This window comes from Endozoicomonas sp. ISHI1, from assembly GCF_024606225.1.
Classification (GTDB): Bacteria; Pseudomonadota; Gammaproteobacteria; order Pseudomonadales; family Endozoicomonadaceae; genus Endozoicomonas_A.
Genome location: NZ_JAGRPU010000010.1, coordinates 17858 through 32706, shown reverse-complemented (window position 1 = coordinate 32706; position 14849 = coordinate 17858). Strand labels below are relative to the sequence as shown.

The 14849-nt window shown below is 51.3% G+C and carries 1 protein-coding gene (cut by a window edge); it reads right to left on the bottom strand.

Features of this window, described 5'->3' with window-relative positions; translation table 11 throughout:
• Nucleotides 1-21: 21 nt before the first annotated feature.
• Nucleotides 22-14849: the 3' portion of an anthrax toxin-like adenylyl cyclase domain-containing protein gene (locus tag KBW69_RS08415; RefSeq protein WP_257280591.1), read on the bottom strand. The gene runs 14533 nt beyond the window's last position; the window shows 14828 of its 29361 coding nt (coding positions 14534-29361); its start codon lies off the right edge, out of view — the gene reads right to left on this strand; its stop codon occupies nucleotides 22-24.

Sequence of the window (14849 nt, the reverse complement as noted above, 5' to 3'; positions counted from 1 at the left end):
ACCTTTAGCCGGTTCAACCACTCACCCGGCAAAGGAAGTCGAAACCAACGCCACACTCCGGGCAGCAGTCGGCGAGATCGATGGGGAAACCGACGTTTGAAGCTTGTTTTCAAACTGGTTAATACTCTGGATGAGAACATTCAGGTCATCATGTTGAAGGCTGCCACCGCCGTAACGAATACCGGTCAGGCGCGGCTGGTGAAAACTGTCTTTTCCTGATTTAGATTTCCCGGTGATATAAAACAGATCCGCCGCTTCTTCACCCTCATGTTTCACTTTCACTTCAACTTCAACAACGCCATGACTTTCCGTTAAAGTGATTTTATTGATAGCCACATCGCCAAAATCCAGCTCCAGATTTCCCTCTCCCAATACCTGTATAAGGTCTCTGCCTCCCCATTTTTCGTATTTATAAACCATTTTCCCCGGGGATCGATGCCTTATATGGTCATCGTCCGGCCCTGATTGAACCTGCCCATTCGAGGCAGATGAGCCCAGCTCAAGGGTGTTGGCAAGATCATTTCCCTTTAACAAAACATCTGTCTTACTGTCCCATTTAAAATCCCTGATCTCTTTAAGAAGCACATCCAGTGCCTGACCCGATGTAACCCGTTGCAGACCAAGATCGACCTCTACCGGCTGATTGTACTCAGCTCGCATTGAAGCGGCCGGGCCCTGACACTGCATGTAACAGTCGATAGCGTCTCCATAAGAAAGGGGCGTTAACTGAGGGATCTTGTAATCGTCATCCGTCGTTGAACCTGTTACATTACAGGGCAAAAAGCATTCATGCTGTATGGGCAAAGGAGAAGCAGGAGAGGCACCAGTTGGCACCAGAGGCGTACAGGACGCAGAGCAGTTTACCCCCGATAGCGACCATTGATCACCCTGAAGAACCAGCGGTTGGGGTGCCTGCTGATTCTCAAGCAATTCGACAGAACTTTCATTGCACTGAAGCCTATTGTACGAGAACTGACTTTTATTACCGGTAGCTGAAGCAGGCAAGCCACTGGCAAAACAAGGCAGGGTCTCAAGCTCCTTGAACACAGGCTCATCCGAGTTTGCTCTGCCAATCAGCTCACTTAACCCCGTTATCTTTGGTAATTCAGGCGACTCCTGTTTAAGAACAGTCAATGGAAAATCAGGAAACTCAAGGGGTGGAACACTTGGCTCTAATGGGGTGGGAGTCGGTGTTACCTGAATAAACTGAGTGCTTTTTGTGGGGGTAAACGGATTTTCGACGGTAGCTACAGGCTTTGCAGTTGAGGGTACCGGAGCGATGGTGGCGTTCACCGAACTGGCAGCATCAGGGCTAACCGCTGACGCCTTCAATTCAGCATCTTCCCGGAAGCTTCCTAAAGGTGTCATGCCCTTGCTCTCAACAAAGGCCGTATGCCATTGATCCAGAGTTAAGAGCTGCTGACCCACAGTGACCGTCTTTGGATTGCCCCCTTTGACCACCACTCCCAGCTCAGGGGAATCGATTCGTTTTAACCGGGTCAACTTTCCTGTGGGTGTTTCTGCCAGCAAACGTGCGGTTCTGGCGTTAACGCTGTCAGCCACCAAAACCACAGCGTCCAGCCAACCCCTGGCATTGTCGCCTATCTGCGTTCTGCTGCGCATAGCCACAGGCAGAGGGGCAAGCGTTTCAGACTGGATAAGCCGGCCATTTTGATAAATCATCAAATGGCTTTGATCCTGGGACACCAGCAGGTGCGTTTTTTTGCCCGCTGGGAAAAAGTCGTTGGCCACGATCCTTCGTTCACTCCCCTCAGCAGGCAATACCCTGATAACCAGATCCTTCCCCTGACTGACCAACAGGGTCATTGACCCCTTGTCGCTGTCCGACAAGTCAGAAAAATCAAACAACTCAACCTCGGCAGAAACAGACGCATCAGGACTCACAAAACAGGACAGCGTCATCTCTCCACCCGTCAGGGTATTTTCAAACGTTGTTACTGGCTCAAACTTTTGAACCATCAGGTCAGATAACCTGATGCCCGGATGGTTAAAATGGACGTTATCAAGCCCGGTCCCATCGTCCTTGCAGGAGAAGGTCACCGAGTGCCAACCGGTATCCAGCAGTCGGACAGTCCCGGTGCCACCCACGACAATGCTGTCCAACTTGGCTCCGGTTTTGACCTGCACATCACCGAGGGTAACCGTTAACCGGGTCACCTCCGGTGGTGGGATGAATTGGCCGGAACCGGGTACCTGCCAGTGAATGAACTCAAATCCGGACACTGAGCCTTGCACCTGCCCATCAACGACAATGTGCTGATGGTTTCCGTCCACAATAAACGACGCACCGACAGTGACCACAGGGGCAAGCACCAGTGAATCATATCCCTCACCGCCTCCGAGATAATCCCAGCGTAAATCCGTTACCGTGAACTGATCATCACCGCCCAGCCCAAAAAAGGCACCCGTCTCCCCTGATGAGTGCCAGTTATCAGCATCCGGAGTACCCAGGCGTACTGTGCAGTTTGATGAGGACCCGGCATTGTCATTTAATGGGCAGAACCCAGCCGTTTTCTCAAAGACATTACGGGCACTCAGCTTCAGCAAGTGTTCGTCACTGATGTCCGAGCCGGAAAGCAACACCTGACCGTAAGCCCTGGCCAAGCCTCGCCAATCCATGGCCGACATGGAACAGACTGCCTTCGCCCCTCTGGTGGGCAGAAGCGTCTGGCAGCTTACTGTGACTAATGGATGATGACTCTCATAGTCATCCCAGGCAACGGGCCACAACTGACCCAGCGTCATGCCCAGGGGAAAATGGTTCCCGCCAAAGAACAGCATCAACTGCCCCTGGCGTTCCAGCACCCTGACATCCTCAAGTTTTGCCCTGTTGAGGATTTTTGATGGTTTGGGAAAATCGCGGGTGAGCGACCAAACGTCTTCCGACAGCAGAACCCGATGATTGAGTTCGATACGCTCAACCCGGTTTAAATGATTGCTATTAAAATAACCCTGATAGCGTCTCCGATCCGAAATGCCGGTCAAAGAAGCGGTTTCCAGGCTTTCGCCATCCTTGAAAAGATAAATCAACAAATCATCATTCTGTTTGCGAAAAACAGCCTGGTTATCCCGATTAACCTTCACCACCAACAAGTCGGCACGCCCCGGAGCCTCGACAATCTCACTGTAACCATCGCCCTGCTGAAACAACCCCTTTTTGCTGTTGTCATCCGCGACAAAGATGTGTCTGCCATCGGCTACAGGAACCATACCCGGTAAACGTTCAACGGACTTGAGCCAGGAACGGACAGTCTCCTGACCATCAAGGTAGTGCCTGTCACCCAACTCCAGGTAGTCTGGACAATCGGTCAGGGCCACCTCAATCGAATCACACTCAGACGACAGCTTCAGCAGATTTCCGCTGGGGGATTTGGCCAGCTGGCTAATGGCTTCCTCTGCCATCGAATGATCGACCACCATCAGCCCGGCAACAGTCAAAGTGGCGTTACTGGGATTTTGAGTGCCCAGCGCCACCGCTTCCCGACCCAAAAAATTCATGGGCCTGATCATTCGTTTTGGCACCTCAACCCTGACGCCTTGCAACACGTTTTTCCCATCTTTATAAATGTCCACAAGGCCTGCACGATTGACCCGCAGCGTCAGGTGCACCCACTGGCCATCCTGAAAAAAATCAGGGACCCGCTTATGTAAGATAGTTTCAGCAGCAGCATCGGAAAATGTCAGTACCAGATCATCACGGTTGGTTTTATCCACCCTGATGCCATGACGACCAACGGCATCAGCAAAATAAATAATGGGAAGAAAGGCCTGGTCCAGACCAGAAACCCGCAACTGTAATGACAGTGTCATGGCTCCACCCGTCACTAAGCCCGGTATTTCCAGCCATTGACTTCTTTCAGTTAACTGCCGGGCATTCTTGAAGCCTGCACTGTTTTCACCAGTAAGGGCCCCGCCATGGCTGACCAGTTGCCCTGGCTCAACGGAATGCCAGTTAGTGGCCCTGAGCTGTTCTGGCGGAGATGGCAAAGAGAGCCCGAAGGTTTGCGATTGATCCGAATCAAAACTGACAAACACTTTGGCCTGTTTACCCGCAGCAAGCCGGTTATGGCCTGGTCCCGGATAGACGTCCGCTGTTGCGTTGCGAACCAGGAAAGTATCATGGCCCTCTTCACCGTAGAGCTTATAATGGCAACCGGGAACCCCTTCAGTCTGGTTGAGTTTCCGGCAACCCAGCGCCATTAAGTCATCATTGCCGATGCCGGAACGAACGACCTCATCGTCAGCCTCTGCAATCATGATGTTGTCCAGTCGGATATCCCTTATCAACCGGTCCTGATAAAAAAGCTTTAAACCTTGCTTGGTCAGGGGAGCGGCAGTGGTTTTGTTGCCTTTTGCTGTATCCTCAATGCGCAGATAAGGAAAATGCTGATGGAGTGCTTCGACAAAATGCCCGGTGTCCAGGCTGCCATCAGGACGAACTCTTCTTGGCACAGCGTCCATGGTGAGGGTGACCCAGTAATATCCCTGGTCTTGAAAGTACAGCTCACTGAAATTCCCATTCAGTACCAGCCCGATGTTGTCAAAAGTGGCTCCTTCGCCCCTGAGCATCAGCATATTGCCATTATCCGGGTCAGAAATTTCTGTCCCCCTGGCTTGCCAGTCGACGAGATAAAAATCCTTGCCTTTATCGCCCATCAGCCGGTCTGCATCCTGATCCGCAATCATTTTATCATCGCCGGGACCGCCATAATGGACATCGAAACCTGCTCCCCCCAGCGTGGTCGTGCCCTGGCTATCGTTACGATAGCTGGCATGGAGTATGTCATTCCCTTTTCCACCTCTCAGGGTTGCCCCTTCAGACAGATCCACCAGGCGGTCATTGCCATCAGCGCCACTGGCTAAAGTTTTGGCTAACGTCAGGAAAAGGACATCGTCACCTTTGCTGCCAAACAGATTTTCAATGTCGTATAACTGATCCTTGATGCCTCGCGGTTCGGGTAAAGTTGGATTCTCCCCATAAAGAAAGACGACAAAGCCTGAACGACAGGTGGCGGAAACATTGGTTGCCCCTCCAGCGGTGTCGTTATTTGGACAGGGTAATCCGGCCTGTTCGGCATAGCCTGACCAATCCGAACCAAACCAGGTGGTGGCATTAAACCAGGTGGTGCCATTGAACCAGCCCTGACCGTCTGACAGTGCCCGGTAATCCTGCAGGGCCATCACACCCGTGGTGCCGGGGGGTAATACCAGGGCCTGATAATCGACGGTATCCGTGCCATTACCGCCAGCAACCAGGTGGGTTCCTTCAGACAGCAGAAAGTGATCATTGCCGCCTCTGCCATAGACTTTCTGGTTGTCACCTGCCCGGGGAGTGAGCACATTATCAAGCTCATTGCCGTAAAGGGTATCGTTAGCAATACTGCCAGTGACCCGCTCAAATCCCCCAAGATCAAATACCTTCCCGGTTCCAATCCTGCCCTGGCCAGCTTCCAGGTCCACCCAGACGCCCTGACGCGTTTCAAACACCAGGGTATCGTTGCCGCTGCCCCCCTTCAGGCTGGGGCTTGCCGGTTCCTGCCCGGAATCCAGGACCACAACCAGATCATCTCCTCCGCCCATATCCACGGTATCGTCACCACCGCCTGTAGTGTACTGCTCGTCATCGTCCGATCCGGAATAGCGATCGCCATTGCCAGTACCAACAACATGGTCAATACCGGTAAACCGATCTGAAAATGATTTATCGGGATACTGTCTGTCACTGGCTTTCCAGACATGACGAACGCTGCGGCTGGCCATATCCACCGAAATAGAATCCAGTGTATAGGGAATAAAGGGCCGGTTTTTCAGCCAGGTCTGGGTCATCACCTGATACAAAAGCGTGTCGTATCCAGAGCCGGCGGTGATATTGTTATTTCCCATTCCAACGGAGAACTGGTTATCCCCGCCCATGTCAATTAAATGATTGTTGCCGCTGCCCCCGATAAGTTTATTATTTTCACCGGGGTTTCCTGTTATCGTGTCATCACCATCCTGGGTAATCAGGGTATTGACATTCTGCACCTGCAAACGCCCATCTTTTTTATAGGTTAAATCGATGGTCACTGATGGCGAATCAATGGTTGAGAATTCAACCTGCCATTTGGACTGGCATTTTTTCCTGTACGTCGTGGTGCCCTCTTTTGTGTTGTCTTCACGTGCCCACTTCAGGTCAACATCAACGGTGGTAGTAGAAATAAGCGGCTCCAGACTGGCGTCCATAGATACACCCTGAACAATACCTCCCCAGTTTATGGTTGCCTCTCCTTTGATAAAGTCAGCCAGTGCCACTTTTTTTACTTTCTGCTTCCCCTCCAAATCAAACGACAACTGAAACACGCTATCCTTGGAAAATTTATCTTCAGGCTTTATTCTTGTTTTGCCTTTGGCGTCATCATAGACACCCAGAACCTTTAGCTTTAATGCATTATTGGCAAGATCCACCACCAGCTGGACAGGTGCAAAATCTGTGCATTGGAGTTCCGCCGAGGGTAACAAAGCGGGTTGAGCAACAGTGGGTCGAGCAAAAAATTGAGGGACAACAATTGCCAGATGTGGGAACAGTGCAAACTCTGTTGTTGACTGCGTGCGCGGAACAACCGTAGAAGCCGACCATTGCTTGAATTTCAAAGTAATACGGGGTCGCAAATCACTGATGAGCCGATTATTGCCTCCTCCGCCCTGAATCCGATGCTGGGTGTGGGTGGTGTCCGAAAAATAAATTTCATCATCGCCTGTGCCACCCTCGACAATATGATTCCCGGCCTTCAGGAAAACCTTATTATTGCCTTTTTCCAACCGGATTTCCGTGCGCCCACCATCAGCCAGTACAGTGTCATTACCCCCGCGGGTATACACCAGGTTATGGCCAGCCCTGGGAATAAAGGTCGTGCTTTCATCATTCCCCTTTATGATATCGTCATAATCGGTTCCCTCGAAGACTTCGACATTGACATACACATCTCCCCCATTTTTATCCGACAATTGACTTCTATTTAGGGTCAGGTCAATGGTCAAGCCCTGTTTACTTCGGGCGTATGAGACCCTGTCAACATCAGGGCCGCCATCGACGTATTTACGGCTTTTCTCTGAGGCTTCAATAGAGATCGTATCCCGCCCAGCCCCGCCATAGACCTCATCAAACTCACTCCCGGTCACAAACCGGTCATTGCCAGATAATCCCTTGAAGAAATTACGGCCACTCTGACCTACCATCAAATTGTTCTGGTCATCGCCGATTATTTTGGTGCTGTAAGCACTGCCAACCACGTTTTCAATATTTTTGACGACCCCGTGGGTTCCAATAAAATCCATAAGACCCGCGTAAAATCGAACCACCGGGTTATTAAGGTGGGTGTGACGCACCCCACTGCTCTTATCGACTGAGGTTGCAATATTGGCAAACTTAAGCAGCTGTTTATAATCAAACTTAATCAGGAAATCATTATTATCACTCAAAAAGTACATACTCATTGAACGGCTCTGCCCCTGCGTGAACCCCTTGGTATGTATATACAGAACCCCGTTGTGCACATCTTTGTTTTTAATGTAATCAATGCCCTTCACTTCATAATCAACACAGCAATTTTCATGAGTCGTTGTTGCTGATTTTTTTGCACAACGGGTCTTTTTTGCCAGCAACTGACAACCGCCACCGGGCATTTTTTTATCATTCACCTTCCCAAAATGTCGTCCTATTGCATCAACCCTCAGGCTATTAAAAGAATAATGACGATGCTTATCCGCATTCAGGGCATAGGTTTCATCATCCGCCTGCGCCTTATAAAGCTTTTTGTAATGTCCACCGTTAAAGTGCTCAACTTTTTTTCTGGAAAGAATGCCGATCACAACATCGCCCACTTTATAACGTTCTAATGCGGGGATTTGGTTGAAAGCCTGAATGTCAGCATCAGAGTCCGTTAGTTTGCTGGCCGGCACCACATCATCATCATCAGGGCAACCTGAGTCACTTCGGGATGTGTACGTTTTGCCTGCACATTTTTCCAGATTAGAATAATCATGCACCAGAAACGCCGTTGGGCCGCCCGCATAATTGATAAAGTTAATATCTACTTCCTCATCCTTATGATCCTTACCCTTAACCCGCAGGCTACCTTTGCTCAAACCATACAGATCCTTCAAGATACTGAAGTCATCGCCCTGCTGCTTCAACAGTTCAATCAGCTGGTTGGTGAACGTTTGTTTTGAGAGATCGACTTCAAACAGGTAGGGAATTTCACCCAGCCACGTTTTCAGCTTACCTTGATTGAACTTGGCAACCACATCAGGTGAACTAAAGATTGCTTTTTCCTTGCAGGAGAGAACGCTATATCGCAACCTATGGAAAGCATTAATGTACCGTGACTTTAAATCAGTTTTCAGGCATTGCACCTGGTTCATTCCCCTGAAACGGGTCTCAAACACAGGGCTGGGCAATTTCACAGTGTCAACACCGGTATTACCGTCAATATCAGAAAATCCGGTACCAGGACGAATGTCATCGTCACCTTCCCCTCCCCGCTGAATCACTTCACCGAGAGCATGCTCGAGACTGTCATCCCCGCCACCACCCCACTGTTCCTCTCCTCCCACCAGCGTGTCATCGCCAGCGCCACCATAGGCTTTCCCCTGGTGCATCTCCAGAAAAATCTTGTCGTCGCCTCCCAGTCCATAAACGGCTTTGTTGCCTTTTGCTACCACATAGTCGTCTTTATCCGTGGTGTCCGCCACCAGCCGGTCAGACAGTGCATCCATATCCCAGATTTTGATGCCTTTTTTACCGCTGCTCTCTAAATCCTTGATGACCTGATGCCGTATAGTTCGCAAATCATCTTCATATTCTTTATAACGATCTTTGAGATGCTGCTCTCCCGTTTCCCTCCAGGCAAATCGGCTATAGCCTTCCTCTGCCGCATCCCCGGCCATCTTATCGATATACTCTTTAAACCCCTCACTGGCTATCAGGGCATCAAAGTCCTGGCGGGCGTTGGTGGGCGGGGCAAAAAGCGCGATGATGGTCTGAACCAGTCCAAGCAGGGTGGAAAGTAAATCCAATACAAAAGCGACCGGTGCCAGAACCAGCGTGACTTCCAAAGCGCCACTGACGGCATCCATCACAACAGTAATGGCGTCCAGTGCAGCCATCACTGCATAAAAAACCACCTGGTCTTCATTGCCTGCCTCAGCAGCATCCTCTGCAGCCATGGCATTGGCGGCCATGGAAGCGACGCCTGCCGCCACGGCAACGAAGGTTCCCGCGAAGGGAATAAACCTGGCCAACCGGGATGTGGTTTTCGCCGATAATTGGATGGCGCTTTTTCCTACCAGCCTTGGCGCATTTTTAATGGCCGCACCGGCAAGACCCAACCCCTCATCAGAAAAGCCGGCGGCTTTGGACAGAACCGAATGCGCGGTTCTGGTCAAACCGAAAATGCTGCCAGTGTACCCCAGCGCTACCCCGGTAATGCCCATGGCATAGGTTTCTGGTGACAGAGAGTCCCGGAATTTATTCAAGTTGTACAGCGACACCGAGCTTTGGGCCAGGCCCGATATCCCCATACCCACACCTAAGCCCATCTGGGCCGGGCCAAACCAGGATTTGGCGGCTAGTTTTGCCTGAAAGTTCTGAAACTTTTTCAAGGTCGGGGATTGGTCAACCCCCTTTTTCCTGAGCCAGCGGTCAATCATGTTTTCCCGCAAAGCCCCGGCCTGTTTCAAGGCATCACTGCTTTCATGGCTGCCTTTTTGATCCACCATGGAGTCGACAATGGCCTTGAATTCATCACTGCCCCTGATAGCCTCCTTCAAATCGCCAATGTCTTCCTCAAACCCTGCCTTGCTGTATATCTCCAGGACTCTGTCCATGGCCCCTTCCACGGAAGCAGCTTTACCCGCCGACAACAACTGCACCAGCTCCGTCATCACCTTCCGCTGGAGTTTGCTGTCATCGGCGGGGCTGACTGCCGAGACGGCAGCAAATCTCTGGTTGGCAAAGAGATTAATGGTTTTCAGCAGCTCTGCCGCCTTGCCTTCAGTACCCGATGCCCTCAGTTGCTGTTTTAGCGACTCCAGCTCCCTGCTGGTCAGTGTTTTATCCAGCTCGTCATCCACGAGATCAAGGGTTTGGATGACAGAACGACCACAGCTGTCCCCCGCAGCCCTGCGACAAACCACCTTTGGTAAATCCGGATCGGGCAGGTTCAGCGTTCTGCTAAAAGCGTTAAGCCGTTTGCGAAAAGGCTCCCCGGCGATATTCCAGTTGCTTTCATCGCCGGACAGGGTTTGCAGCAAGTCAACGCTGTTTGAAATTCCCTGTCGCAGTGACCTCGCAATGTCTGCACCAGTGTCAACAGCGTCCAATTCTTTGACTAAGTCAGCGGCTGTTGCCAGACGATCCAGTTTGGCGACCACGTCCAGGCGGGCGGGCATCACCCTTACCCTGCCCGGGTCGTTGATGGCGAGACCTTCAGAATTATTTCGAACCCCAAGCGCTACCAGGTCACCGCCGGTGTGTTCTCCCGCAATCGCCTTGTCCAGCACCTTAAAAAGCGTTAAGGCGCCAACGGCCACCAGCCCCTGCGTCATGGTGGTGCCAATAACCATCCGGTTTTGCCGGGTATCCACCCAGGATGCATCGAGAGTCAGAGTCGGATTGAGCTCCACTTCAACCCGGCTTCCCCGGACATCCAGCGGCAAAGTCACCACGTCAGTCAGCGTGCTTAACCTGTCCACCCGTCGGCACTGAACGTCGTCAAGGCGTTCATCCGCTGCTATCTGTCCGGCAATATCATTGAGTTCAAGTTTCAGCAGCTCACCGGCCAGTTCAGAACGTGCCTGCCATTGGCCAGGATCAGCGACAATGCCTGTCTTTTGCTCATCACTGACCCGATCAATCAATGCCTGCCCAAGTCGATTCCGATCACTGGTACCCAGTTCACCTACTCGTTTGGCAATGTCTTCAGACAGGGACGGCGGAGGATCGGAAACATCGCTGAAAATCGCTTCCAGATTCTTGATAAAGGCCAGGGTTTCTGAATCTGTGCGACCAATGCCCGACTGCCGGGTTAATTGCAGTAACCCATCCACTTCCCCTGAGCCAAGGTTTTGCCACGAGGCCACTCGTTCGGTATCAACACTCACCATGCCAAACACCCGGTCACCACTCTTGACCAGTGGCTGGCGTTGCCCTTCGCTAATGGCTACCGGGTCAATGACACGGAGGCCGTTTCGGGGGCTCAGCGACATGGGCTCAACAGGTAACTGGAACGCCTCTCCTTTTGATATCCTGAGCGACAGAGTTTCCGCAAAAACGCTGTACACGGATTTATCGAACAGATGCCCTCTTAGAACATTTTTATCAATATTGGCGAAATCAGTGATGCGACGGGCAGACGCTTTAACAGCCGCAGTGAAAGCATCAAAACCTTTTTTTTTCAGTGTCTCGCTCAACTCTATCGCCGCATTTTGCGGTAACTCACCGGCTACCGCGTCACTGACACCCGTCAAGGGCATGAACCCTGTGGAAACGTCAGGCGTCACTTGTCTGGCAATTTTGGTAATGCTTTGAAACAGGAAGTTGGTAAACAGGGACTTAATATAAGATCGGTGCTGGCTGCCAACAGGAATATATCTCAGCGCCAGTTGCTCTGCTTCTAAACGACACTTGGCAAGAAACCGTTGTACACTTTCACTGGGCATCAGGCGGTTCAGGCCGGATAGCGGGCTTCCCCAGGACTGTAAATTGACGAACACCCGATGGTTGACCGGTGACCCTTTGGGGGACGTTGGTTTAGCATCAATAAAATCAGGCAGGGAAGTCTTAATTTTTTCAATCAGCTCATTGTTCACCGCTTTAAAACGCAGCGGTTTGCCTGAATTCAGTTCCATCAGTTGTTGGTTAACACGCTCAAGATTTTGAACCAGATAGCGACCGTTCGCCTGATCATCACGCAGCGTTTTGGTTAGCAGCTCACGGATCGTTGCCACTTCCAGACCGGAAACCGCCTTAAACGACTCAGGATCACTGATTTCCAACCGCAGGGAGTCTACAGTGTCCATCACCAGCCGTGCATAAGGCTTGCCATCCTTCCCCGGAGGCATTTCTGCAACAACAACCTGTCGATTAAATTGGTCATAAGCCCCCTGTTCATCAATAGTCAGACGCAGTCCCCGGGCTACCTCAATGGATCGGACGACAAGTTGCTCATCTCCCCTGGCTATGGCGTCCGAGGTTTTTTGCTCAATGGCGGGCAATCCCAGACTTTCCCTGATGCGGTTTTCATACTCAAGCTCACCACTGGCAGGCAACAGCTCCGGAAACACACTGGCCAGCCTGGGAAACAGCTGGGTGCTATCACTGATTTCAGCTCCCTGCCTGATGGTTGACGGGTCTATCTTTATTGTCACAAACCCATTTTGTCCCTGGTAGCGCTCAAGGCGATTATTCTGGCTAATAGTGGTGTCCAGTGTCAGCAGAACCCTGGCCTGACCGGGAATGAGGCGGGAAACTTTTCCTTCGGCTGCCTGGGAAACCTGCGGGAGATCACTCAAAGAAACTGGCCGGGCCAGCTCTGTGGCCAATGATTCCAAACGTGTTTTTAATGCCTTGCCTTCGTCGGTACTCTTAAAAAAAAGCTCCAGCGAATGATGCATTTTTTTTACTTTCTGAATGCCATCAATGTTCTGGTCAGCCAGTCCTGCGGGGAGATGAAAGAGAATGAACCTCAGTTCCGGGTCAGAAGCAGTAAATAACCAGCCTTTCTTGGGCTGACCTGTTGTGGGGTTCAGTTCGCTGTCCACTGCAATAGCGTCCTGAATGTGCCGGACGGTTGTTGTCTCAGCGAAGGGCACGATCCGCACATGCTTCGGTGCGCTGTTTACATCCGGTTGCTGTCCATCACTTTTAGCATTTTGTAGAACGATCCCATACTGACCACTGTCTTTCATCCTGACCAACCAGAAACGCGAGTCCTCTCCCGAACTGACGACTTCTGTTGTCTTAATGTTTTGGGGGCTCTGCAAAAAGGGGCTGACCTGTGGCTTTATCAAGGCGGCTTTATCAAGGTTCAAAACCAGACGGTCAGTGCCTGAATCAACATCAGTCCTGACCAGCCTGATCTCACCACTGGAGTTGTTAATCAGCAGCTTAAACGCCAGCCGCTCATAAGAGGCCGCTTTGCTCCTGTAAACAAGCTGCCTCTGCTGACCGTCATAATCACTGATGGCAAATTCAAGAGGTTGCCTGCCACTGTATTCAAACTCGGAAGGATCAAGAACCACCACTGCATTGCCGGTGGATGGAAACTCGACCCGCGCCAGACCATCATCTCCCCTAACCTGCCTGAGCACTGACCGCAATGCTCTGGTCATGGATACGATCGTTTTTTGCTGGCCTGACACAGCGTAGTCTTTCATCCTGGTCAGATGTTCAGGACCGATGGCTTTTAACAATGCGTCTGCTTTTTCCCGGTTGCCATTAACCGGGTGACTCAGGGTTTCATAGGTTTTGGTCACAGCCAAAATAAAGAGGGCACGCTCCGCTTCCGACACCTGGCCAAGGTATTGAAAGGCCCGGGCAAACACCTGCCTGAGTCGTTCTGGTGGTAAATGTTTAAAGGCCACCTCGAAGTCAGTAAATAGACCGAAACGAATCTGCCAGTTGTGTTCCTGACCGACCATTATCTTGTGATAAAGGCTGTCTGTTGACCTCGGTACCTCGACCAGGTCATAACGAGCCGTGAAGCCAACGGTATCGACAAAGTCAACAAGGAAATCCTGCCGGATATTTTCATTCCAGATCGTACTAATCAGCTTTCTTCTGCCGTCAGTCAAGGCTTGTGCCGGGTCAGGTTTGTTCGTGTAACTGGCGGCCAGGGCTAACGGGTACAGGGTTTTAACAAGACCGGGAAGGCTTTCCCCTTCGGCACGAAGGGTTCCCAACTGCACTTGCACTGGCCGGGCCGGGTCATCCCGGTCATACATCAGTATCCTGCTCTCAGCCGGCGACCACTCTGGCATCAATTCAATGCGGATGCCCCTGCCCGCATTTAAATCAAGCTGGTCACCGGCTTTAGTGCCCAATGCCTCCAGTTTTTCCACTATTCCTTTTTCTGAAAACTGGCGGACGATCGCATTAATATCCAGCTGCAACTGATGCTTGTTCAGGCTTCCGGAGAACAGTGCCTGCCTGTAACGGTTTTTATCAATCACCAGAATCGTTTTTGGTAGAAGATCTACCCTGTTTATTTTGATCTCATTCAGGTCGATGCCGTCGTAGGTTACCCGGTAGTTGCTGTCGTCCATGTCGTAGGCAAGATCGTTCCTTACGCCAACCACCAGGGTTTTCAGACCGTCCTGATCTTTCCGGTGAAAATCCCTCATTGACCTCCCTGCATCAAATTCCAGCTTGATGGTCGTCTTCCCACCAGCAGTCTCAAACTCAACCGGAGGCGTTTTAGAAAGAGCATGGAGTTGCGCCAGCCTGATAACCCTTTTACCGGAATCTGGCCGACTGTCTGACTGACCATAGAGCAGATCGGTGTACAGCTCACGGGCCCCGCGCCTGATCAGCTCACCCAGCAAATATTGCCTGCTGGCATCACCAATAAAGGCAGAGTCTTCTTTCCGGCTCAGATCAATGAAAATGTCTTCCACTTGCCGGATGCGGTCATCCGTCAGGCCGACCAGCTTGTCCTGCAGACTTTCATAAAAAAAATCGCTCTGGTTAAGCACGGCGTAACTCGCCGCTTTGCGTCCCAGGCCTGAAATAAAGTGCCGGGTTGCCTCAGGATTAGTACCCAGGGCATCGGGGTTCAGCATCAGTGCCAGCC